The organism is Phyllobacterium sp. P30BS-XVII (assembly GCF_014138335.1).
Lineage (GTDB): Bacteria > Pseudomonadota > Alphaproteobacteria > Rhizobiales > Rhizobiaceae > Phyllobacterium > Phyllobacterium meliloti.
Map to the genome: position 1 here is coordinate 12,752 of NZ_JACGXO010000004.1, position 22,559 is coordinate 35,310.

The following is a 22,559-nucleotide window of genomic DNA, read 5'->3' on the forward strand; positions in this document are numbered from 1 at the left end:
CCCCATGGCGCGCGCAAAGAAAAAAGAGAGCGGACGGCTTGGGGCCATCCGCTCTCCGGTAGAAGTTAGCCAATTTTTGCCTTGGCGATATCCAGAACGCTCTGACCATCCATTGTAGCAAGCTTTGTCTGCGTTGCTTCTTTCTGGATGCGATCAAATGCTTCCTTCAGGGAAGCAAGATTGCTGTCGAAGTTGGTGGATGATGAGGAAGCGTTTACGGAACCTGACTGAGCCATGATGAATCCCTTTTGCGTTTCAATTAACCATCAGCTCGACACTGCGAGCCTTGTTAAAGCACAAATCAGTGCTAACTCACAACTAACAGCATACTCATATGTTGGCAATATTACAGAAAGGAGATCGCACTTACCAATCACTCTTTTGTCTTACAAATATTACAAGGCGGCATTGAGAAAATGAACCGATCTCTCATTAATGCATTGTTTTACAACATGTTTCTTATCCAGTACAGATAATATCGCGGCGCTTATATGAGGTTTCAAACGCATCACAGATGCATCACAATAACATTGACAGTGAATACTCACAATTGTAATCCTTCAACGGTGAGTTTGCTGAACCGGGATGTGAAAGCGTGGGAGAAAATATCGCCTATTTGGGTCATTCCGCTTTCCTGACGGCACTCGCCGCAGTGATAGTAATATCAGGCGTGTCAGTCGCAGCTGCGCTCCCGGAATGGACAAGCAGACCTTATAATTATGTGTTGATCAATCAGGACTTGCCAGGAGCCATGAAGGAATTTGGCCGAAATCTTGGATTTCCCGTTGTGCTTGATGGTCAGGTACGTGGCCAAATCCGTGGACAGATCAAAGCGCAGACGGCTGGGCAATTTCTCGATGAACTCGCCGAAGGCAATGGCCTGAACTGGTATTTCGACGGCGCGATTCTTCACGTCAGCCCCAGTGATGAATTCAAGACGCAGGTCATCGAGCTGGGGCGACTCACTGGTGATGTCGTGCTGAGTGAAATGAAACGTATGAAGCTGTACGACGAGCGTTTCTCGATCAACTACAGCAAGAATGCCGCGGCGCTGCGTGTCTCCGGGCCGCCATCCTATATCGAAGTAACAAGGGAGGTTATCTCAACCATCCAGCCTCCCCCTGCAGCTGACGACGATCCGAGAGTGCGCGTGTTTCGTGGACGCGGTTCAACAGTTGATGAAACCGTTGAACTACAGTCCGCCCGCAAACGCGTGGATAACCAGGGATCAAAGCCCGCCAACACGTCGCCCAAAACGACAAACTGAGGAGATTCAAACATGACTGTAGAACGGACAACAGCGGTTACTCCGCAGCAGGCAACATCTCCTGCGGATGATGCGGCGCAGAAGCAATTCGAAGAGGCGTTGCAGGACTCAATGATCTCGGGCGCCACGTCGATGTTCACCCAGTTCATCATGGATATTGCGGGTGATCAAATGAGCGAAGCCAATTCGTCCGAATAAGTATCAGCCGTAACCCATCAACGAGGTACTCTCCAATGGTCACTCAAATTGCTCCGGTCAGCGGCGTTTCGCAGCACCAGCTTGTCGAGCCGATCTCGGCCAATCAGCAGAATATCTATGAGCATGTCGCAACAACTATTCAGTCGATGCCCCATGGTGCCAGCCCTGTCGATGTTGGCCGCAGTCTCGGCACTGCATTCAAGACAGTTGCTGACCGGCTTGAAAGCGGACGGGTAGAGGTTCAACGCTTCTTCGCATCCGGTGATGGAACTGCAGCAACCGCTGGTCAGCCCAAAGATCAGTCTTCGCTGAGCAAGGACAAGATGGGAAACCTCATACAGGGGCTCACCATGTCGTTTGATCTGATGCAGCGCCAACACATGATCGCAAATGTGCCTGTTCAGTTGACCACAAGTGTTCGTGAAACGACACGCGGCGGTGGTTGAGGTCAATAGCAATCCCATGATGCATAAGTTCCAACGCATGGTTCTGGCGCTCGTCGCCGTATGTTTCCTGCAGGCCTGTAAATCGGATCTCTATACCAATCTTGATCAGCGTGAAGCCAATCAGATTGTGGCTACGCTGTTGACGCATGGGATTTCCGCAACCCGCAAGCCGCAGAAGGATGGGAAACTGACCGTCGTCGTCGATGAGGACCAGTTTGCCGAAGCGGTAACGCTGCTCGCAGAAAACGGTCTGCCGAAGGCCGAGTTCGCCACTATAGGCAGCGTGTTTAAAAAGGAAGGTCTTGTCGCCTCACCGGTTCAGGAACGGGCGCAGATGATTTATGCCCTGAGTGAAGAGCTGTCCCGCACGGTTTCGGAAATTGACGGGGTTCTTTCCGCTCGTGTTCATGTTGTTCTGGCTGACAATGATCCACTCAATCGTTTTGCGGCACCAGCATCGGCATCTGTTTTTATCCGGCATGAACCGTCGCTCAATATCAATGCATTGATCCCCCAGATCAAAACCCTTGTTGCAAACGGCATTGCTGGACTGAGCTATGAAAAAGTCTCGGTTATCCCGGTCGCAGCGCCGCAGAAGACGCGCGAAGTTCCTCCTGCACTTGAGGTGCGGGAATATATGGGTCTGTGGTTGACGAAAGACAGTGAAAGCCGTGTGTTCTGGATTGCTGCGGCTGTTGGGGCGCTTGTTCTGGCTCTGCTGGGCGCGATCGGATTTCTGCTCTGGCAACGCCGGGTACCGGTAACCTACGCCCTTGAACCTGCCGATATTGTCAGAAATGGAAAGACACAATGACAGTGTCTAAGCCCGGCAGTCCGGAAACCACGCCCGTTTGGGACACCTATTTCAACCATACCGTCAGATTTATTCATCCCAGCCGTTTGCTGGAATGTTTTGACGGTATTCTCCTGCCTGAAGGCATTGAGTTTCTGCGCAACGCGCAACGTATCGGTCACAATACACGGCGCCTGATCCGCGAGCATTTTGGACTGCCTGCCTTGCCTGTTCAACTCACTATGGAAGGACCGGACCTGCAGCTATTGCTGATGCCCATCGAGGATGTCAAAGGCTATGAGCTGCGCTTTGGTGCGATGTTTCTGGCAAATTCACTCGCCCAGATCATTCAGTCGGCAGCGGTTCACAGGTTGCGGGAGACTTTGGGACAAGAGGTTTACAGTCTTGCACTCGCAAACCGGCATCTGGCAATTTCGGGAGACGTCATAACCGATCCAGATGCCTTGCTCGCTGCCATGCGGCGAGATGGCCAAGCCTGTCTCTCTACCTGGCGCGAAACCATGCCTGCATACATCAATGAATGGTTCCGCCTGAAATATCCTTCGGATGAAGAGATACAACCAGCACATCGTGGCGATGCCGGGAAGCGAGCCCTCGCTATAGTGCGGCATCCATCGCACTCAGTCAGCGATAAGGCCGCCGCATGATGGATTCACCCAGAACCCCCGTGGCTCGGATTGTATCAGCGCGCGACACGGCACTGTGGACTGACGCGCAGGAAATGCTTGAAGCAGCGCGAAAGGAAGCGGCTGCAATCCGCAGCGCGGCACAGGCTGCCTTCGATGAAAGCAAGGCAGAAGGTTACCGGCAGGGCCTGCATCAGGGTGAACTTGATGCAGCAATCCTCGTTGCCGAGACTACAACCAAAGTCGACCGTGATCTTCAAGCATTGCAGGAACAGGTTATCGATCTCAGTCTGTCCGTGGTTGAGCAGCTGATTGGCGAGATCGACAATCCGGCTGTTATTGCCAAGCTTGCAAGCAATGCCATTGAGCTTCTGCGCTACGAACGCTCCCTCACCATCTATGTCGCGCCTGAACTTGAGAAGGATGTGGGAAGAATTCTGCATGAGATATCGACCGGTCTGGAAAAAGGCTTGCCTGTCAGAATCACCGGCGATCCCCGGCTGGACAATAAGAGCTGTCTGATTGTCTCTCCAAGTGCCGTGGTCAATGCTGGTCTTGATGCGCAGTTGTCCATCATTCGTCAGGCTTTGATCGCCGCACGCGATGAAGCCGAATTCGGAGCGGTCTGACATTCATGCAAAGTGATCTCAGCCGACTCATGAACCGTTTTCAGAAGGCAGCGATCAGTGCGCATCCGCTGCAGGTTCACGGACGCGTGCGCCGGATTACGGGTGTCATCATCCATGCTTCATTGCCCATGGTACGGATTGGCGAATTATGCGAAATCCGCGATCCCGTATCCGGTCGAACCATTCCCGCCGAGGTCATCGGTTTCGATAATGATGAGGCCGTTCTCAGTCCCATTGGCGATATAGCGGGCATGTCCACGCGTGCCGAGGTCATCCCTACCGGTAGCATCATGCAGGTTCCTGTCGGACCCGGCCTTTTGGGCTGTGTGGTCAATGCGCTTGGCGAGATCGTCAGCGACAACAGCCACGATCCCGAAGCAGAAACGGACATTTTGGCGCTCTATCCAACCCTCGCTGAACCAGTGAATGCTCTGCATCGAGATCTGGTTCGCGATCCGCTGCAACTGGGAATACGGGCGATAGATGGGCTTCTGACAGTCGCGCGCGGTCAACGCATTGGTATTTTTGGCGCGCCGGGTGCCGGGAAATCGTCCCTGATCTCAAGCATTGTCCGGGGGACAAAGGCCGATGTCGTCGTCATCGCACTGATTGGCGAGCGTGGTCGGGAAGTGCGTGAATTTATCGACGTCCAGTTGGGTGTCGAAGGCAGAAAACGCGCGGTGACTGTTGTTGCCACATCCGACCGGCCCGCAATCGAGCGCGTCAAGGCTGCGCATTGCGCCACAGCAATCGCCGAATATTTTCGAGATGAAGGCAAAGACGTATTGCTGCTCATGGACAGCGTTACACGCTTTGCCCGTGCGCAGCGTGAAATCGGACTGGCCGCGGGCGAACCGGGTACAAGACGAGCCTATCCTCCATCATTGTTTGCCGCCCTTCCCCGGCTGCTGGAACGTTCAGGGCCTGGCGTTGGCGGATCGATCACCGGACTTTATACGGTGCTGACCGAGGGCGATGAGACACTCGATCCGGTTGCAGAAGAGGTGAAAGCCATTCTCGATGGCCACATATCATTGAGCAGCCAACTGGCTGAGAAAAACCATTTTCCCGCGATCGATATTCTGCGCAGCCGCAGCCGATTGATGGACGCTGTTGCCGGTGAAACGCACAAGGCCAGCGCTACCGCAATCCGCGAAATGATGGCTCGCTACGAAGAAGTTGAACTGCTGCTTCGCGTCAATGAATACAAGGCGGGATCAGACCCGGTCACGGATAAGGCCGTTGAGAAACATCAGGCCATTACTGATTTCCTGCGGCAGGAAAGCCATGAACATTCGACGTTCAATGACACCTTGGACAGGATGTGGGAGCTTGCAAATTGAAAAACCGGCAGAGATTTGAAAAGCTTGTCCGGCTGCGAAAAATGCGCCTGCAGATCGCCATCAATGCTCTGTCCGTCCAACAGAGACATGTCAACGACGCTGAATCACAGAAGCTCAAGGCTCATAACAATATGCTCGAACTCGCAGCAGAGCTGAATGCGCGCGATGATGAAAACAGGCGGAATATGACAGGCAATACGGTCAGTCAGGCGACGCTTGAACGATATCATCAGGACATTCAGGACATGGATCGCCAACTTGCCGAGAGCGCCAATGCCCATTCGCGGGCAAGCGCCTATCTCGATCAAATGCGGGTCGATCTTGAAAAAAGGTCAGCGGACTATCTTGCCCGGCAGAAGTCGCTCGAACAATTGGAGGCGGCTTTTCAGCAGGAGATGAGCGCGGAGGCGCTTTTACGAGCGGAAATGGAAGATGAGGATCGCGACGATTTCCACAGCTCCCCTCTCAACGCAGGGCGGGCCTGATCATGCCGCGGAGCAAAAGAAACACAGCACAGCAGCCCGATCTGACGGTTGATCATCAGCCCTTTCCGACCGTCTCACCCGCAGCATTGCTCGCACACAATGCACTTTATCGGCGCCGTCAGCCGCTAATGACTGAAGTGCGTGGCAGACCACTATCCGTCGGGCTATCAGGCCGCCCCTGGGTGACGAGTGATACGTCGCGCAGCTTTGTCGTTTCCGCGGGAATCTGGAATTTTCAACTGGATTTGCCCGGTAGCCTTGTTGAAGAGTTGATGGATGGATTGTGCAAACCGGGCTCGTTCCATGGCCTGTCGAGCCTTCATCAGGCGATTCTGATTGAAGCAGTTCTTGAAGACCTGCTTTCTCCGTTTGAAGCTGCCGTGTTGAAGCCAATACAGTTTGTTGCAGATGCAAATCTGCATGCGGCGGACATCAAGCTTGATCTTAATGTCGCACTTTCTTCGTTCGAAGGGATTGTAAGGCTTGTGCTGAATCCAGAGGCAAGCAAACTCATCAGCAAGGCTTGGGATGGACTTTCCTCGCACGCGCCTCTCGATTTGAAGGACTTGCCGGTTCCCATCCAGTTGCTGGCAGGCGCACAGACCCTCAGCGTCGCGGAAATCTCCGCCCTGCAGCCGGGCGATACAATCATGAGCGAGGGCGGCACACCGGGGGAGCTATATGCACTTTGTGCAGGCCAGCTTCAGGCCCGCTGCATCCAATCAGAACAAGGGGCCGTGCTGACCAGCGGCTGGAGCACGGCCACAATCTCGCGGCCAGAGGGCAATGAAATTTTCGTTGAAAGGGGAACGGCAATGGATGAAGGAGCGATCGATAATCTTTCTGTTCGCGTCATATTCGAACTCGCGCGCACTGATATGTCGCTGCGCGAGGTGAAGGAGCTTGCCGAAGGCAGCATTGTGCCCGTAGCAGCGATCAGCGAGGGCGCGGTCTCTATCCTCGCCAATGGCAGCAAGATCGGCCGAGGCGATATTGTACGGCTGGGTGAAGGTCTCGGCGTTCGCATCTTGCAGCTGGGCGCAAATGACTGACCTTCAGGGCAATATCCTACCAATTCTGCTGCTCGTTACATCGATTGGATTCATTCCTCTCGCCATTGTGACAATGACCGGTTTTCTTAAAATCTCCATTGTCCTTTTTCTCGTGCGCAACGCGCTGGGCATCCAGCAATCGCCACCCAATCTGGTGCTATATGGCATTGCGCTTATCCTGACCGTCTATGTCACGGCGCCGCTGGTGGGCAATATTTACCGGGCAGCGGAAACGCAATCGATTGATCTTAGCAATGTTGAAGGCATAACCCGCGCCGCCAATGTTGTGCGCGGCCCGCTGCAGGAACATCTGGCGCGTTATTCCACAGACAGCGAACGACAGTTCTTCCTGCAATCCACCGAAGGTATATGGTCGGAAGAAGCACGGGCGAACGTAAAGCCTGACGATCTGGTCGTTCTCGTACCCTCATTTGTAAGCTCGGAATTGTCCCGCGCATTCCAGATCGGGTTCCTGCTTTACATCCCCTTTCTGGTCATCGACCTCATCGTGTCCAATGTTCTCATGGCAATGGGTATGATGATGGTATCCCCTACCCTGATCTCCATCCCGCTCAAGATATTCCTTTTCGTTTCCGTCGATGGCTGGTCACGGCTCATGCACGGACTCATTCTCAGTTACAGGTGAAAATATGCAGACTGCCTTTCTCGCACAGATGCAAACTGCGCTGCTCACCGTTCTTATGGTTTCAGCGCCGGCATTGATCGTGGCTATCGTCATAGGCATCAGCGTCGGCCTGCTTCAGGCTTTGACGCAAATTCAGGATCAGACGCTGCCGCAAACGGTTAAACTCGTGGCGGTTATGCTGGTTCTGATTGTGGCTGGCCCGGCGCTCGGGGTGCAGGTCACGTCCCTGGCCAGTCGCGTCCTTGATGAGTTCCCCGCCATGACGCGTTGAGTGCGCTGATGGAACAGCAGATGATCACGCTGCCATTGTTCGAAGCTGGCTACGCCATACTTCTGGCGACGTCGATTGCGATGGCGCGCGGTTTTGGCCTTATGACTATCTCACCCATATTTGTGCGGCTAGGCATCACAGGGCCAATACGATCCGGTGTTGCGCTGGCCATTTGCGTGCCGGTTATTCCTGAGGTGATGCGGACTCTCGCCAGCCGGCCTCCCATGACCATCCCGTGGTTGGGCGCGATGATGCTCAAGGAATTCATCATCGGTTTTGCCATTGGCTTCCTGTTCAGCATTCCGTTCTGGGCGGCAGAAATTGCCGGAGATCTCATCGACTTGCAACGCGGGTCTACCGCTGCTCAACTTCTCGACCCGCAAGCGGTAACAGAAACCAGTATCACCGGAACATTCTTTGCTCTTGCCGTGATCGTTCTCTTCTTTTCGTCGGGTGGTTTTCTGGTCCTGCTGGACAGTTTCTATAACAGTTATCGGATATGGCCCGTGACCGACTTCGTGCCTGTTCTCACAGGGGCGACCCTGCCGCTCTTTATCGGAACCGTGAATGGTATGATGCAGATGGCGCTCGTTCAGATTGGGCCCATCGTCCTCGCCCTATTGATCGCGGATCTGATGTTGGCCTTTCTCTCGCGCATGGCACCGCAGCTTCATGTTTTCGATCTGTCAATGGCAGTCAAGAACCTGATATTTGCTTTGCTGATCGCACTATACGCTGTTTTTCTCATCCCGCAGATGCAAACCGAGCTTGGCCGGTTACGTCAAAACGTCGACACTTTTTTTGAGATCAAGCCCGATAACAAGCGATAAACGCAGAATCTCTACCGGGCGTTTTGTTGATCAGCCGCGTTCTTGACAACAAAGGGCCTGAAAAACGAGACCGGCGGCACTGGCACCGCAGCGCGTTTTTCGAAGATGCGGCAAACGGTTGTTGCTTTGGCAATCGGGCGACCGTCATCACTTATTATGGTCACATCCACGACAGCCTGAGTGCCAGTGCGATGCACTATGGTCGCATTTGCATCAAGATAGCGGCTATCACCCAGCGATAGAAACGTGATGTTCAGCTGGGTTGTCGCACAACCGGCGATAGAAAGATTCCCGGCCCCCAATACCGCCGCTGCCGATCCGGCAACTTCGATCAAGGCGGCGATTGCGCCGCTATGAACGTTGTTTGGCAATTGGGTTACATCTCCCTGAACCGGGAGTCTCATCTTTACGGCATCACCATGAGCGGAAAGGAATATGATGCCAAGACTACGCGCAAAAGGTGTCCTCAATAGAATTTCGTCTATCCATTCTCGGGCAAGTGACCGCATTTGGCTGGAATCCTGTTTCAGGGTGACTGCAACGAGGAATGCCACCTAATTCGTATGGTGGCACCCTTTGGGGAGGGGCAACATGACATCGCAGTTGCTGTTTGGCGATTACCTGCGAGGTTATGTGTGAGATACATTTTTCAAGAGAACAAAAATTCCAGACAAACTCTCCAAAACGATTTGGCCATTAGACGATAGTGTTGCTCCACGTCCAGGTCAAAACAATTTCTCTTAACATTTGTGAGACAACTTTGAACGTATTCAACCATAAAACTGTCATGAAATGATACACGTTCAATTTTTTTGAATATGAAAGATTGCTGTTGCAGCTCTTATAAACGCTGCATGTACGTCCGAATCACAATTATTACGGAATACACAAGAGCGCCTTCAGCATGTGCATGGGCGCTAAAAGATACAGATTTGATGCCGGAATAATCGAACAACCGGATTCAATGTGATTTGAACCCGGCTGAAATATAGATGTCTCACGTAAGCGAAGGTTCGTTCAGCTTTTATCAGGCAGCCTTGATCTGGCTCGAACTCCAGAAATAGGAATACTTCTTGTCGACCTTGCTGCGTTCAATTTCATTGCGGCCAAACATCGTCGACAGCGCTGCACCCACCTGATTGATGCTGTGTGGATAACCATGATCGTTCAATGCTTTAACGATTTCGCCGATGCCATGCGGCTTATCAAAGAAACCGTCTTCACGAAGCTTTTTAACACGTTCACGGCAAGAACCGCCCGACACCAGAGCCGATCTTACGCGCTTTCGAGATCCGGCTGTTCCGATAGACTTGGCAGAGGCAACCGCCTGCAGATTTTCGCGCAACCCAGCCTCACCATCAGCATGGCCGTCTTCGCCGAATTTTGACCGCTCCAAAATAGGCATGAGCTTGTCGAGATAGGTTCTGACGAACTCATCTTCCCCTTCAAGCTCGATTGTGAGTGATTGTGTGTTAATTAGTACTTTCGCGTTCGACATTTCGATATACCAGCTACCCCAAGTGTTTGAGATAAACATAAAACATATTAGTTAATAAGCCAATGCTTCCGGTGCATGGGACCGTTCACAAAAAGTCATATCTCTCAAACGATGGGGAAAATAAGGCGTTTCATCGGTTGCACCACCTTCGATCCAGCACAGCGTTGTGAGCAATAGCATCTGAATGACTAATCGCAGGGGACATCATTATGAACTTGGGCGATAAACTGAGGCGACTACGCGTCACCAGCAATGTTACACAATTGGACCTGGCACTGCGTCTGGGAATTTCACAGCGACATGTGAGCTTTATCGAAAGGGACCGCTCCCGGCCGAGCCAGGCTCTGTTGACTAAATGGTTGACCGAACTCAATGCGCCGGTTTCGGTAACAAACGCAATGCTGCTCTTGGCCGGATATACCGCGCTGCACTACAGTCCGCAGATGATGAAATCGCCATCTTTGCGAGGTATGCGCGGTGCAATCGAAGCGCATAGTCCAATGCCAGCGCATATATTCTGTCCGGAATGGCACATCATGGAAATCAATCATGGCGGGAAATGGTTGTGCAGCGAACTGATGCCTGACTATATGAACCGCTTGGGCGCGGCTGCAGCGCATATTGATATGATCGATTGCCTGACTGCAGATGATGGCCTGCTGTCACAACTACTGGACCCGGTCTGTGTGGCTTTGGCGTTCCTGAACCAGCTTCGCGTGGAGGAATGGGTAACACCGGATCTACGCCCTCGGATCGATCGTTTTGAAAAAAGCCTATGGAAACGATTTAACATCTCAACCCAATCCCGCGTAAGCGAAGCGGTGGATACGCATCTCGTATTGCGCTTCAACAGCCGGTTTGGTCCTTTGTCGTTCTTCACAATACAGACCGTGCCGGGCTTGCCTCAGGATGTCACAATATCGTCCCCGCGGGCCGAATTATGGTTCGCGGATGATCAGAAAACCCGCGAGATTATCTATGCGAACTGCCCGCCAGTTCCCGATAACAAGGTTCAAGCAGAATAAAACTGCTTGAACCTGTTAATTGTGGAAATGTCCGATCAGGCAGAAAGAGGTATATCCATCCTTCTGGCATCGACGTCCAGCAGCTTCACCATATCCGCCGCCGAATTGCGCATGTTCTCCCAGGCAAACACCGAACTGCTCGGTCCGGCTGCTTCGTATTGGGCTCGTTCCTTCGTACCGGCATAGGCTGGATCGAGCATCACCTTTGCACGCTGCAGGTGAAAGCTCAGTTCGTCCTCAACACTGCCCGTTCCTGTTGGCATATTGAAGTTGATAGGCTTCAGTCCCGCACGTACCGTCGGGGTAATCACAGGCACCGTTGAAGGTGGGATTATTGTTGTCGGCCGTGGCGGCAAGGTGCTTTTTGTCGCGGGACCGGGAGCCAGTGGTTGCTTATCGCTGAATACCCAGGTCGACAATTCGACCAACTTGTCCAGATTGGATTTATCGTTGCTCTTGTCCTTGCTCTCAGCAAAGAAGGAGTCAATCAATATATAAAATGGTACCGCCACACTGGTTGCAATCCCGAAAAACCGCATCCCTTCATTGACGCGGCCCGGCAATGTCGGCATCCATTTTGGTGGCCGCTGGGCAGCATACCATGCGAGCCCCCCGATAGCCTGCGCACCGTACAAGGCAGACTTCAAACCACCTTCTGGCATTGTTGCGGCGACACCGCCAAGCAAAGCAAAACCGGGCAGACTGAATTTCCAGGCGGTTTCATCGCTCGCCTTGTTCATATCGTCTTTTTTCTGGTCCAGCTGCTTTATATTTGCCTGTTTTTCGGGCGTCATTGGACTTTTGTCCATCTTGATATCCGCAGCGTTCTGAACAGCTTTCAGATAGGCCGTCTGGATCAGAACAGCCGGAAGTGCGCGCAAAACGTTACCCGTATCCTGAGCAAGCCATTGCGCAATATTCAAATGGCTTGAATGTGAGCTTAGCATGATTGCTGCAAGCGCATTGGCCGGGGCAGCCAAGGCGCCAGCTTTCAGCGCAAAGCCCAAATGCGTTTCGGGAGACATGGAACTGCCGACAAGCTTTTCAGCTCTCTTCCAGTCGATTGTGCCCTTGAACTCATCCTGCTCGTGCCCGAACTTGTCGAGGAGATAACTATGAAGATCATCATAGGCTTTGCGGGCATCTTCGGTGCGCGAATATCTATCATAGGCCGGGCCGAACTTATCCGGGTCCAAAGCGCCTAAATCTTCTATTCGCTGCTGTGCTGTTGCGACATCATTTGGATCAACACTCTTGTCAACCTTGTAGTTGACCCGCTTGTTCATGGCATTGAGGGTCTTCTCTTCCGAGATGCTGGGATGTTTCAATTTGTCGGTGTCAATTTTGGGTAGAATCGGCTGGTCGGCTTTTGAGACGCCATTGCGCGCGTCGCGATATGCCTTCCCCAACGAAGCTACCTCCTTAAGGGTAGCAATAAGGAATTCTTTTTGTTCTGCCGATGGTTTTGCAGCACCCTTTGTTCCCGCGCGCGCCAACAGCTGCTCGGCTCTCTCGACCGCGCGTTTCTCGTTACCAACCATGGCATACCCGAACGCACGCTGGACGCCATGATTGTTCGACCACCAGGCATATTTTGAAACATTGGAGCGAATAGAGAGAAAAACAGCCGAGGAAGGCCCGCCAAGCGTGTTGGACACTTCAGAGATCCCCAATGAACGTTTGAGCGCTTCAGCACCGATGTTCGCGCCAGCGACACCTCCCTTGATCCAACCCGTCCTTAGTTTCGGAGGACTGCGCTCGCTCATCACATCAAGAAGTTCATGCCTCTTCTCGTTTGCGCCGCGCCGCCTCTGGGCATAAAGCAAAGCCGAAAGATGTTCGTCCGTCTCCAACTTATCCGGATTAACAGCCTTTGCCTGCTTTCTGCGGAGAGCTTGCAAATCCTCGGGGCTTAACAGAGCGATTTCTTCATCAGACAGCTTCTTAATTTCCTTCGGCTTGGTCGTCAGCGTAATGACTGGTTTGGAAGGCCCATCTGGAGCAGCAACATTTGTCACGCCCACGGGCGCGCTTTCGCTGCTTGCCACAACGGTCTGCACTGTTTGTTTGGGCCCTGATGTACTTGGATTGCGTCGCTTTCTGGCTGTTTCGAGCGCTGCCAGCTGCTCGTCACTGAGGCTCTCTCTTGCCGCCTTTCTGACACTCTCGGCTTGCACAGGAGTGAAATTCTCAAACTCTCTCGGCTCAAGCCGCGCAAGCTGACCCGGCAGCATTGAGCCGATCTGCTCGGGCGTAGTGTTTGCTGTGATCTCAGGCTTGTTATAGGTGATTGGACCGATACCTTTGTTTGGATCGGCTCCCGCATGCAGGGGATTTGCCAATCCGGGGATATCAAAAGGCTCGGGGCGTGATCCAGCATTGGGGTCTTTGCCCAAATGCCGTTGATAATCGCTCCACAACTCGCCCCAGTCCTTTTCCCGTCCGGCAGCAGACAAGTTACGCGGTTGCTTTGACTGCGCAAAATCAACGAAATTTTTTACATTGTTGACCACTTGAGCATCATCAAAGCCCTGAGAATTGAATTTATTGGTCTTGAGTTCCGGAAGCACTGGCGGGATGAATGGCTGATTTGAGGCACCACCCTCCTCCGACTCGCCTTTGTTTGGCCGCGTCATCAACAATCCGCGTATACCGAACGCCGTTCCAACGGCACCTGTGGCAACGCCGGTAATCGTATTGAAAAGATCAAGGCCCTTAAGGTTGCCCGAAGCGATATCATGCACTGATACGCCCACCATCGGAATACCGATACTAAGCGATGACCAGTCCAGTCCCCGGGCCGTGCGATTAAGTTTACCGCCATTGCTCATATATTCAGCGGCTTTCAGAGCCATCGGTGAATCCGCCCTGAGGGCGCCGATGCTGCCTCTGGCCGCCTGCAATGCAGACATGTCCTCAACCGCGCGGAACATGCCCAGTGTGCGTAGTCCGCCGGCTGCCATGGGAATGAACGAACTTGCCACTGATCCCATGTTCATCCAGGATTCCGAGTCACCCCATTCACCACCATGCTGGAGGTGGTTGACCTGCCGTGCAATCGCCCGGCCGCCGAGATAGGCACCGCCAGTCATGGCGATGGGTGCAGCAACCGGCGCAAACGGTGGAATGAAGGATGCAACTGTTGCAACCGTAGTGATCGTCCCCACCACCGGATCGATAATTTTTTCCGCGACAGTGAAATTGCGTGCGCTGACAACTTCGAGCGGAATAGTTGAATCAGGGCCTTTTCGCATGTCGAGACTGCGCGGCACCACGAGGCGCCCACCCTCTCCAAATTGGGTATTGTTGTCCTGAAAATCTTTCAGATTCTCAAAGCGCTTGCCTGTTACATCGACATAATAAACCTTGCCGCCGCCTTCTTTTACCGCAACAAGCGCCGTCTGCTGGGAACCCTGATCCTCGCTGACATGGAACATTGGAACGATCTTGTACTGAACGTTGTCACCGGCAATGTCATGAATTTCTCCGGTTATTTTTCCGAGAGTTTCGGCGTCTTGACTTGCATTCAGCCCCAAGGCCTTCGCAACGGTGGTGTCAAGATCCTTACCGGTCTTTATGCCTTTGAAATCATTTGTATAACCATCTTTATAAAGGTCATTGAACTTCAGCTGATATTCCGCGATCGCTTCGTCCCGATGCTTTTCAAGATAGGCATATTCCGTATTCTTTCCATAAGTGTCGGAGCCTTCATCGACCATGAGTTTGATCGGTTGCGTCAAAGCAAAGTTCAAACGATTGCGTGCGGCATTGGCCTCGTCACGGGCGCGTTCGGCTGACTGCTTCTGGTTCGTCGCAGTGTCCAGTGCAAGCTGCGCATTAGCCACTTCCGGATGCACCCACATCCATTGCCCATCCATCTGGATGCGAACCGACTCGCCATTCGCCGGAGCATTTTCCGTTCCCTTGCCGAGCGGCGTTGTGTAACCGGCATCGACCACATTGGACCCATTGGTCTTGTTGCCAGCCGGTGCGTCTGGCGTACCTGGACCATATTTCGCGATGGCGTCGTCGCGGGCTTTTTTCAGTTCCGGAATGGCTTTGTCCAGATCCTTGATCTGAAGATCGAGATCATTGACCTGAAGCTTTTTGATTTGTTCACCACCGGCAATAACCGCGCTTTGAGCGCTCCTGAGACCACCCAGACCGCATTGTCCCTCCGGGCCATCGACAAGCGATTGCCACTGTTTATTAAGTTCGCGATCCTTGAACTCACCGCGTACATTCTTGTCACTGCGGGCGAATGTGAGCTGGATGCGTTTCGTGCCACCGTGCTCATAGGTTGTCTCGACATAAAGCTGATTGTTTTTTGGGTCCTCCACAACCTTCTGATCCGTTATCTTACCGAGATAATCGCCACCATAGGTGCTGTTCTCTATGCTCCAGTCATAGCGATCAGGATTCTTCCGGCGGTCTTCCGCTATGATCTGCTGCTTTATTCCCTGGCCTTTTACCTGCAGATCGGCTGCGGTCTTGTTGGCATTATGATAGTTTTCATAGACGCCTGCGGCCTCCACATTTTTTCCCGCCTTGTCCTGTTGGGACAGTGCCTGATCCAGCAGTTGCTTGGCTTCAGTATTTTCCTTCGTGCCGGGTTTTGTGGCAGCAAAATTTTCCTGTCTCATGCCAACCAGATAATCAGCAAAGGCTTTGTCACCATTGGCGGTGTGAGTATTAGCTTTGGCAAACAGATCATTCACCTCGGCATTTTTGGCGTTCCACTCGATCGTTGCCGTTTCAGGATCGTAATGAGATGATGGGGACGTCGCTACGGTAGCGTCTTTTCTGACCGGCGGCGGCAATTGTCCCTTCTTGGTGATCGCCTCGCCCGTAAGCCGCTCGGCTTCGGCATATTCCTTCGCGGTGGTGCTGGCCGTCGTTACCTGCTTGTCAGTGGCGGCAAGCTGTTGCCGCGCTTCATCAAGAGTGCCTGTGCCTTCTGGTCTGACCCAGCTCAGTTTGTGCGGTGCCAGAGATTTGTCGAGAATCTTCGCCGCCCCATTCATCGCCGATTTGTAAGCCGGATCAAGGGCATAGATATTCAACTGATCGTCGGCCTGCTTGATCTTTGCCGAGGTTTCAATCAGCTTGGCGCCAGCCGTGTTTTCCGCAGCCATGGCCTTGGCAACCTCAGGATCAACCCAAAGCTCGCCAACCTGAACCCAGGGCTTGCCAGACGGAGCCAAGGGCTGTGCAGGGGTCGTTGACTGCCCTGCTCCGTACTTGTCAATCGCCGCTTTCGTGTCTTTTGCTCTGGCTTGGGCCGCCGCATCAAGTTCCTGATAATTCTGCCCCAGCAGCATGGCGTCGATGCTGGTTTTGACAACCGCACCCTCTTTGGCTTTTTCCGGATCAGTGCTGTTCGGATTGACATCAAACAAGGTTTTGGCGAGCGATGATTCTGGTGTTTTGGGTTTTATGGCAATCTGAATACCGTCAGCCTCGCGCACAAGGGTCGCTGTACCATCTGGCGCTGTGGTCAGCGTATAGCCATTGAACGAAAGTTTTTCGGTCTTCCGGGTTTCATTGCCAACCTTCTCGGTCGTCGTTTCCTTGACCCGTTTCTCGTTATCGACCACAGTCTCAGTAACCTTGCCGGTTTTGGGATCTTCGACGCGGGTGGTGGTTTCTCCCTTTTTTGTATCGTTGACCGTGCGGCTGCTCGTGCCATCGCCGTACTGGCTCTGCGTTACTTCTTTGCCATCGGCATCCGTAATTTTCGATGTGGTGCCACCATGCTGGAAATCTTCATAATGCGTGGCGACAACCTTGCTGGTTGCCTTATCAATGATTTCCGTCGTTTTGACATCGCCATTATTGCTGGTTGGATCGGTCGTCTTGATCTGCAGACCTGCCGTCTCCAGCCCTGATGTCACATCCGCGGTCTTCAGCTTGCGTTCCGCGGCAATCTGCTCGATCGTTTTTCCGCCCTTCACATCAGCTGCAAGCAATTTGGGATCAACGGGAGGCGGAACATCCTTTTTCGTTGCCACCACATTTTTGAAATTGGTTTCTGCAGGATCAGCAATAGGCTCGATTTTCGGAATGACGAGAACAACGCCCGGTTCAATTACCTGATCGACGCGCAACTTGTTGGCCTTGGCGATAGCCTGCCCGCCATCCGTATGCCCCAGCGCCTTTGCAATCACCTGCGGCGTTTGCCCCTTACTGGCAGTATAGGTGGGCTTTGCGGCAGCTGCCGCGGCGGCAATCGCATTCTGCCGCAGGATTTCAATGTCACGAAAGAACTTTGCAAACGAAATACCGTCGGGACCAAACATGAAATCACCTTTGTCTCGGGCAAAGCCCTGTTGCTCTGCTTTGCGGCCATCGAAACGCCGGCCAAGGATACTCATCATAACTCATACAGCATGTGATAACGCATTGTGAGTATTTTGTGAAAAAATGCAGCAGGTTTTTGATTACAAAACTTACAACTTTCCACATTATGGAAAGCCCCTCACACAAGCCGCCCGCTTACGCTCAACTTGAGAAATTTTTGCCAAACAACCGGTGTGCATACCATTGCAGGTGATCCGGCACGGGTTCACCGTCGAAACTTGTGCCCTGCTCCGAATAGGTCTGCACGCATCCATTCGCGGTTTCTCTGAATGAAATCGTTACCGTGCTGAGATAGATGAGCCTGTGACGGCGTTTTATTGTGAGAACATATGTGATGCGCTGTCCCTCGACAATTTCTTCGTAACGCATTTTCGCGCGGTACCATTTGCCGTCAGGGGTACCGAAGCCGAAGACCGTTTCGCTATCGATACGAAAGTCAAAGCTGACATAGGAAAACAGATTTCCGGCTCGGTCCCGTCTCAGATGCAGGTCAACAGGACGGGACCATTCGCCGAACGCCGCCTGTGCCGAGATGTCCAGACGTCTCTCAAAAACAGCTGTTCCACGCTTTATCGCCCGCACCGGCGCTTCCTCCGGATTCTCAAGATCAATGCCTGGTCTGGAACTGGCCATCTCAAACAAGATGCAACTTCGCAGGATCAAGAGTGATGTTGATCTCGGTTCTGTCAGGATGCCGGATCGATGACGTGTACTCGACATAAAACAGGCGTCCGATGGGCGTTTCGATGCTGTACAACACACGGTCCCCCAGAAAGGCTGCTGAAGTGATCATGCTCGGCATGCCTTCGTCAGCGTTGGTTGAAAATGAGATCGCAGCCGGACGAATGACCAATGTTGCCTGGCCTTCTGATACATTGCTCCCCGGCACCGTAAACCTGTAGTCGCCGATCTTGGCGACCCTATCCCCGTTCGCAACCGTACTGGCGGCACAGGAAATCAGATTGGCTTCGCCGATGAAGCTGGCAATGAAAGCCGACTGAGGGCTGTGATAAAGGTCTGCCGGAGAGCCTGCCTGCGCAATCTTGCCCTGCTCCATCACGATAATGCGGTCAGACACCGCCATCGCTTCTTCCTGATCATGCGTCACGTAAACCGTTGTGACGCCAATCCTTTGCTGCAGTGTGCGGATTTCCTCGCGCACATATCGTCTCAGCTTCGCATCCAGATTGGATAAAGGCTCATCAAGCAGCAAAACCTCAGGTTCGAGCACGATAGCACGGGCGAGAGCGACGCGTTGTTGCTGCCCCCCGGACAATTCACTCGGCAAACGTGGCCCAAAACCTGCAAGTCCGACAGTCGAAAGTGCATCTTCAGCTTTTTCCCTTGCCAATGGTGTTTTCAACCCGCCCATGCGTAACCCGTAGGCTACATTGTCCAGCACTGTTAGATGTGGAAACAATGCATAGGACTGGAACACCATGGAAACGTTGCGATATGTCGCTGGAAGCCTCGAAACATCCGTTCCGCCGATGGCTATCGTGCCTGTGCTTGGTAATTCCAGCCCGGCAATCATGCGCAAGGTTGTTGTTTTGCCACAACCACTCGGACCAAGCAGCGTTACCAGTTCTCCGCGATTGATCTCAAGATCAAGACCATTGACGGCCGATACCGCGCCGTATTTTTTGACGACATTCCTGAAGACAATGCTGCCGCGCGCATCATTCAGATTGATGCTGGTCTGTTCGGAGGCTTGCCAATTTGTGTCCAATTTCATTTTCTATCCTCGTTCGGTTCAATCAGGCGACAACAGGACGGGACAATTGCTGTCCGATCCTGTCTTCCCGGCGTAAACGCCGCTTTCCGAATGCGACTTGAAGAACTGTGACCACCACCAACATGACCATGATGAGCACGGTCGAATAGGCAATTGCCAAGCCGTAGCTGCCGTTCTCAACCAGCCCGATAATGTAGGCCGTTGCCATGTTGTGATCCGCACCCACCAGAAAGATCACCGCACTGACGGAGGTGATTGCACGGATGAAGCTATAGGCAATGGCGGAGACGATAGCCGGGCGCATCAGTGGCAGTACGACATGCCGCAAGGTCTTGAAGCTGTTCGCACCCAGCGTCAGCGACGCCTCATCCAGACTGTTGTCGAGCTGCTTCATGGCGGCAACACCGCCGCGAACGCCAACAGGCATATTGCGGAATATGAAGCACAGAACCAATATTGTGCCGGTGCCCGTCAGCTCTATCGGTGCGTTGTTGAACGCCAGAATATAGCTGACGCCGACAACTGTTCCGGGAACGGCAAAGCTGAGCATTGTCAGGAATTCAAATGTGCTTCGCCCAGCAAATTTCTGCCTTACCAGAAGCCACGCTGTGAGGAGACCAAGACCAGCGGTGAGCGGAGCGGCGATGGCTGAGATACTGATGGTCGTCCAGAACGAATCCCACGCTGCACCCTTCCACCAGATACCCCCATCGAACCAGCTGACTTCAAACGCCTCTTTATAGTGAGCCAGTGTGAGGGTGTGATCCTGCCCCCAAAGCTTGACCACGCTGCCATAGAAAACCATGACATAGATGAGGGTTGTGAAGAGCATCCATGGCAGAGTGAGGCCATAGACAATGATCTTATGCCCGCGCGACAACATGCTGTTTGCGCCGTTATCGGCCTTGCCTGTGATGGTCGTGAAATCGGTACGCCCGAGCCATTTTTTCTGGACTATGAAGACAGTCAACGTAAGCGCCAGAAGGATGAGCGACAAAACAGCCGCCCGCATCATATTGGCTTGAGCGCCGACAATGGCGAAATAAATCTCCGTCGACAGCACATTATCGCCCCCGCCAAGCACCACGGGGTTGCCGAAATCCGCCAAACTTTCGATAAATGCCAGCAGGAATGCATTGGCTATCCCCGGTTTCATCAGTGGTAGAGATACAGTGCGCAATGTTGCTGACAGATCGGCACGCAATGTCTGCGACGCTTCCTCCAGCGAGGGACTGATACCTTGCACAACGCCTGTCAGCACAAGAAATGCGATTGGCGTGAAGGCCAGTGTCTGGCCCAGCCAGATGCCCCATAGGCCATACAGCCAGCGGCTGGCTTCAAGCCCCAGAAGGTTTGAAATCATATCGGTGACAAAGCCGGCGCGACCAAACAGTAGAATCAAGGCAAGGCCGATAACGAATGGAGGGGTGATGATTGGCAGAACAGCCAGCGCGCGTAAAAATGGTTTTCCCGGAAAGCGTGTGCGGCTCATCAGGAGCGCAAAGGCCAGGCCAAGAATGGTCGTACTTGTTGCCGTGAGAAGTCCCAGAATGATCGAGTTGACGGCAACGCCGCACCTTGACCTTCCGACAAGGCAACCAATGCTCCAGATATCACCACCGGTTGCGATATGCAGAGCGCCAAGCACGCTGAACGAGCCCTGCTTGTCGACAAATGCCTGAACCAAAATCTGCGCAATCGGATAGAACACGAACAGCAGGATCAGCGCGCATACAAAGGCAATCGACGAGACGACAAATGCATCACGATTTCCCTTGCCAAGGCGGGACCAGAGATTGGTTGCCGACAGGAAGAGCACTGTAAGGATAATTGTCGAGCCATATCCGAATGAGCGCATCGGGCCAGTGCCCGCCATGGCGTGAATGATAATCGCACACAAAGCAAAGATCGTTGCAGCCATAGAGAACATGGATAGGCGGCGCGATGGCTGGGGTGTTGACCCGACGGCAACCAGCAATAGGAGCACAATTGCCGGAATTGCCATTGCCGCATCGGAGAACAGGAACAAGCGAAGCAATCCCGATGCTCCTGCTTCCGACAGAAGACCACCGGCCTCGATCCAGTCCGGTTCGAATATACCATAGTCAACGCCGTACCAGGGGAGCAGGCAATAGGCCGCCAGACCCAACATTGCGATGAGTTGAAGTGAGCGATTCATGATGTCTGTCTTGAAATCGGAGCCTCACCGCAGTGAGGATCACAGTTGTCAATGATGCCGGGTGAAAGGCCTATTGCGAGTCTGCGGCCTTGATCTCGGTGGCAAAGCGCGAGAGCAATCGGTTGCGTGTGTCTGACGCGCCGTAAATGGCAAAATCATAGTCAATCAGCTTCAGGGACGAGATGTCAGGCGCACCATCTGGAACCTCGGATTTAGCGTTGGATGGCACCTGATTTTGACCCGATTTCTTTCCTGTCGCCTGCCCTTCCGGACTTAAAGCATAATCAACAAAGGCTTTTGCGCTTTCGAGGTTTCTTGCGCCTTTGACGATGCTAACACCACCGATTTCATAGCCGGTTCCCTCGCATGGAGCGACAATCTCCAGCGGGAAACCCGCCTGTTTCAATGTCACTGCATCATGCATGAAGGCAATGCCAATCAGGGTTTCGCCGCGTGATGCCGCTTTGACAGGTGCTGATCCAGATTTCGTGTAGCTATTGATATTGGCATCGAGCGCCTTGAAATATTTGAAGCTTTCATCTTCACCGAACAGCTGCACCAAAGTTGCAAGTGCTGTGTAGGCCGTGCCTGAGGAAGCGGGATTGGCGATCTGGATTTCGCCGCGATAGGCCGCGTTCGTCAAATCCTTCCAGCAGCTTGGCGCAGGCAATCCCTTCTTCTTCAGGATATCCGCATTATATGCGAAACCAAGTGCGCCCGCGTAAATGCCCGAAGCGCGTCCCTTGGATATCTCCTCGAAATTGTTGGCCCAGCCCAGAAGATCAGCCTTGTTTGGCGAGACATATTTTTCCAGTAGATCCTCTTCAGCCGCCTGCAACTGCAAGTCTCCCGTACCACCCCACCAAACATCGACCTTGGGATTGTCTTTTTCCGCGCGAAGCTGAGCCAATATCTCGCCAGTGCTTTTCCTGACCATCGCGACCCGGATACCGGACTTTTCTTCAAAACTCGTCTTCATTTCAGCGCACCAGCGTTCATCCGCGCCGCACAGCACACTCAACCGTTCGGCTGACAGCGCACTGCCCGTTGCCACAAAAAAGATCGCGGCTGTGAAAAGAAGCTTTTTCATCATAGTCCTCCCCGAAAATCCGCAAACGTCAAAGCGTTCACATTCTTTCACATAAGAGAGTAATG

At 53.0% G+C, this 22,559-nt stretch carries 21 protein-coding genes; 13 read left to right on the forward strand and 8 right to left on the reverse strand.

The window, feature by feature from the left end:
* Positions 1–65: 65 nt before the first annotated feature.
* Entirely contained in the window at positions 66–236 is a 171-nt protein-coding gene (locus FHW17_RS12380) for a hypothetical protein (RefSeq protein ID WP_162700357.1), read from the reverse strand.
* 515 nt (positions 237–751) lie between these two features.
* Between FHW17_RS12380 and FHW17_RS12385 the strand changes: the two genes are divergently transcribed.
* Genes FHW17_RS12385 through sctT form a run of 12 tightly spaced genes read left to right on the forward strand, consistent with a single transcriptional unit; the run spans position 752 to position 8,607 of the window.
* The gene (locus FHW17_RS12385) at positions 752–1,267 is read left to right on the forward strand and encodes a type III secretion protein (RefSeq protein ID WP_182510006.1); all 516 of its coding nucleotides are present in this window, start codon (positions 752–754) and stop codon (positions 1,265–1,267) included.
* Positions 1,268–1,279: 12 nt separating this feature from the next.
* Positions 1,280–1,465, forward strand: a complete 186-nt coding sequence (locus tag FHW17_RS12390; RefSeq protein ID WP_182510007.1) for a hypothetical protein — start codon at positions 1,280–1,282, stop codon at positions 1,463–1,465.
* Between the two features lie 35 nt (positions 1,466–1,500).
* A complete protein-coding gene (locus tag FHW17_RS12395) occupies positions 1,501–1,911 on the forward strand; it encodes a hypothetical protein (RefSeq protein ID WP_112526375.1) in 411 nt (136 codons plus the stop codon).
* Between the two features lie 16 nt (positions 1,912–1,927).
* Positions 1,928–2,725, forward strand: coding sequence for a type III secretion inner membrane ring lipoprotein SctJ (gene sctJ, locus FHW17_RS12400; protein ID WP_113095949.1), 798 nt, complete (start codon positions 1,928–1,930; stop codon positions 2,723–2,725).
* A complete protein-coding gene (locus FHW17_RS12405) occupies positions 2,722–3,372 on the forward strand; it encodes a hypothetical protein (RefSeq protein WP_182510008.1) in 651 nt (216 codons plus the stop codon). The genes sctJ and FHW17_RS12405 overlap by 4 nt, the downstream gene beginning before the upstream one ends.
* Positions 3,369–3,980, forward strand: a complete 612-nt coding sequence (gene sctL, locus FHW17_RS12410; RefSeq protein ID WP_182510009.1) for a type III secretion system stator protein SctL — start codon at positions 3,369–3,371, stop codon at positions 3,978–3,980. Before FHW17_RS12405 ends, sctL begins: the two co-directional genes overlap by 4 nt.
* 29 nt (positions 3,981–4,009) lie before the next feature.
* A complete protein-coding gene (locus FHW17_RS12415; RefSeq protein WP_246706819.1) occupies positions 4,010–5,323 on the forward strand; it encodes a FliI/YscN family ATPase in 1,314 nt (437 codons plus the stop codon).
* A complete protein-coding gene (locus FHW17_RS12420) occupies positions 5,320–5,808 on the forward strand; it encodes a hypothetical protein (RefSeq protein ID WP_113095923.1) in 489 nt (162 codons plus the stop codon). Before FHW17_RS12415 ends, FHW17_RS12420 begins: the two co-directional genes overlap by 4 nt.
* 2 nt (positions 5,809–5,810) lie before the next feature.
* On the forward strand, positions 5,811–6,860 hold the full coding sequence (locus FHW17_RS12425; RefSeq protein WP_182510010.1) for a FliM/FliN family flagellar motor switch protein: 1,050 nt from the start codon (positions 5,811–5,813) through the stop codon (positions 6,858–6,860).
* Entirely contained in the window at positions 6,853–7,506 is a 654-nt protein-coding gene (gene sctR / locus FHW17_RS12430) for a type III secretion system export apparatus subunit SctR (RefSeq protein WP_091882420.1), read from the forward strand. Before FHW17_RS12425 ends, sctR begins: the two co-directional genes overlap by 8 nt.
* 4 nt (positions 7,507–7,510) lie before the next feature.
* Positions 7,511–7,777 carry a type III secretion system export apparatus subunit SctS gene (gene sctS, locus FHW17_RS12435; protein ID WP_112526366.1) on the forward strand — a complete coding sequence of 89 codons (267 nt, stop codon included), beginning with the start codon at positions 7,511–7,513 and terminating at the stop codon, positions 7,775–7,777.
* Between the two features lie 8 nt (positions 7,778–7,785).
* A complete protein-coding gene (sctT, locus tag FHW17_RS12440) occupies positions 7,786–8,607 on the forward strand; it encodes a type III secretion system export apparatus subunit SctT (RefSeq protein WP_113095921.1) in 822 nt (273 codons plus the stop codon).
* An 11-nt stretch (positions 8,608–8,618) separates the two neighbouring features.
* Here sctT and FHW17_RS12445 read toward each other — a convergent pair whose 3' ends face one another.
* On the reverse strand, positions 8,619–9,116 hold the full coding sequence (locus FHW17_RS12445) for a PaaI family thioesterase (protein ID WP_112526362.1): 498 nt from the start codon (positions 9,114–9,116) through the stop codon (positions 8,619–8,621).
* A 518-nt stretch (positions 9,117–9,634) separates the two neighbouring features.
* The gene (locus tag FHW17_RS12450) at positions 9,635–10,105 is read right to left on the reverse strand and encodes a hypothetical protein (protein WP_112526360.1); all 471 of its coding nucleotides are present in this window, start codon (positions 10,103–10,105) and stop codon (positions 9,635–9,637) included.
* 209 nt (positions 10,106–10,314) lie between these two features.
* On the opposite strand from FHW17_RS12450, the gene FHW17_RS12455 reads away from it, so the two are divergent.
* Positions 10,315–11,130 carry a helix-turn-helix transcriptional regulator gene (locus tag FHW17_RS12455; protein ID WP_112526358.1) on the forward strand — a complete coding sequence of 272 codons (816 nt, stop codon included), beginning with the start codon at positions 10,315–10,317 and terminating at the stop codon, positions 11,128–11,130.
* A 35-nt stretch (positions 11,131–11,165) separates the two neighbouring features.
* On the opposite strand, the gene FHW17_RS12460 is transcribed toward FHW17_RS12455, so the two are convergent.
* The 5 genes from FHW17_RS12460 to FHW17_RS12480 all read right to left on the reverse strand — a co-directional run bounded on the left by FHW17_RS12460 (position 11,166) and on the right by FHW17_RS12480 (position 22,494).
* A complete protein-coding gene (locus FHW17_RS12460; RefSeq protein ID WP_182510011.1) occupies positions 11,166–17,504 on the reverse strand; it encodes a DUF4781 domain-containing protein in 6,339 nt (2,112 codons plus the stop codon).
* A gap of 127 nt (positions 17,505–17,631) precedes the next feature.
* Positions 17,632–18,123, reverse strand: a complete 492-nt coding sequence (locus FHW17_RS12465) for an SRPBCC domain-containing protein (protein ID WP_162730202.1) — start codon at positions 18,121–18,123, stop codon at positions 17,632–17,634.
* A 1-nt stretch (position 18,124) separates the two neighbouring features.
* Entirely contained in the window at positions 18,125–19,225 is a 1,101-nt protein-coding gene (locus FHW17_RS12470) for an ABC transporter ATP-binding protein (protein ID WP_182510012.1), read from the reverse strand.
* A gap of 22 nt (positions 19,226–19,247) precedes the next feature.
* Positions 19,248–21,404, reverse strand: coding sequence for an iron ABC transporter permease (locus FHW17_RS12475; protein WP_182510013.1), 2,157 nt, complete (start codon positions 21,402–21,404; stop codon positions 19,248–19,250).
* A gap of 70 nt (positions 21,405–21,474) precedes the next feature.
* Positions 21,475–22,494: an ABC transporter substrate-binding protein gene (locus tag FHW17_RS12480; RefSeq protein ID WP_091882447.1), complete on the reverse strand. Its 1,020-nt coding sequence runs from the start codon at positions 22,492–22,494 to the stop codon at positions 21,475–21,477.
* Positions 22,495–22,559: the final 65 nt, after the last annotated feature.

Excerpts from the sequence above, each read along its gene's own strand:
- FHW17_RS12395 (WP_112526375.1), top strand. The coding sequence starts at position 1,501 with ATGGTCACTCAAATTGCTCCGGTCAGCGGCGTTTCGCAGCACCAGCTT.
- FHW17_RS12455 (WP_112526358.1), top strand. The coding sequence starts at position 10,315 with ATGAACTTGGGCGATAAACTGAGGCGACTACGCGTCACCAGCAATGTT.
- FHW17_RS12475 (WP_182510013.1), bottom strand. The coding sequence starts at position 21,404 with ATGAATCGCTCACTTCAACTCATCGCAATGTTGGGTCTGGCGGCCTAT.
- FHW17_RS12385 (WP_182510006.1), top strand. The coding sequence starts at position 752 with ATGAAGGAATTTGGCCGAAATCTTGGATTTCCCGTTGTGCTTGATGGT.
- sctJ (WP_113095949.1), top strand. The coding sequence starts at position 1,928 with ATGATGCATAAGTTCCAACGCATGGTTCTGGCGCTCGTCGCCGTATGT.
- FHW17_RS12380 (WP_162700357.1), bottom strand. The coding sequence starts at position 236 with ATGGCTCAGTCAGGTTCCGTAAACGCTTCCTCATCATCCACCAACTTC.
- FHW17_RS12470 (WP_182510012.1), bottom strand. The coding sequence starts at position 19,225 with ATGAAATTGGACACAAATTGGCAAGCCTCCGAACAGACCAGCATCAAT.
- FHW17_RS12415 (WP_246706819.1), top strand. The coding sequence starts at position 4,010 with ATGAACCGTTTTCAGAAGGCAGCGATCAGTGCGCATCCGCTGCAGGTT.
- FHW17_RS12425 (WP_182510010.1), top strand. The coding sequence starts at position 5,811 with ATGCCGCGGAGCAAAAGAAACACAGCACAGCAGCCCGATCTGACGGTT.
- FHW17_RS12445 (WP_112526362.1), bottom strand. The coding sequence starts at position 9,116 with ATGCGGTCACTTGCCCGAGAATGGATAGACGAAATTCTATTGAGGACA.
- FHW17_RS12390 (WP_182510007.1), top strand. The coding sequence starts at position 1,280 with ATGACTGTAGAACGGACAACAGCGGTTACTCCGCAGCAGGCAACATCT.
- FHW17_RS12460 (WP_182510011.1), bottom strand. The coding sequence starts at position 17,504 with ATGAGTATCCTTGGCCGGCGTTTCGATGGCCGCAAAGCAGAGCAACAG.
- FHW17_RS12465 (WP_162730202.1), bottom strand. The coding sequence starts at position 18,123 with ATGGCCAGTTCCAGACCAGGCATTGATCTTGAGAATCCGGAGGAAGCG.
- sctL (WP_182510009.1), top strand. The coding sequence starts at position 3,369 with ATGATGGATTCACCCAGAACCCCCGTGGCTCGGATTGTATCAGCGCGC.
- FHW17_RS12405 (WP_182510008.1), top strand. The coding sequence starts at position 2,722 with ATGACAGTGTCTAAGCCCGGCAGTCCGGAAACCACGCCCGTTTGGGAC.
- FHW17_RS12480 (WP_091882447.1), bottom strand. The coding sequence starts at position 22,494 with ATGAAAAAGCTTCTTTTCACAGCCGCGATCTTTTTTGTGGCAACGGGC.
- sctR (WP_091882420.1), top strand. The coding sequence starts at position 6,853 with ATGACTGACCTTCAGGGCAATATCCTACCAATTCTGCTGCTCGTTACA.
- sctT (WP_113095921.1), top strand. The coding sequence starts at position 7,786 with ATGGAACAGCAGATGATCACGCTGCCATTGTTCGAAGCTGGCTACGCC.
- sctS (WP_112526366.1), top strand. The coding sequence starts at position 7,511 with ATGCAGACTGCCTTTCTCGCACAGATGCAAACTGCGCTGCTCACCGTT.
- FHW17_RS12450 (WP_112526360.1), bottom strand. The coding sequence starts at position 10,105 with ATGTCGAACGCGAAAGTACTAATTAACACACAATCACTCACAATCGAG.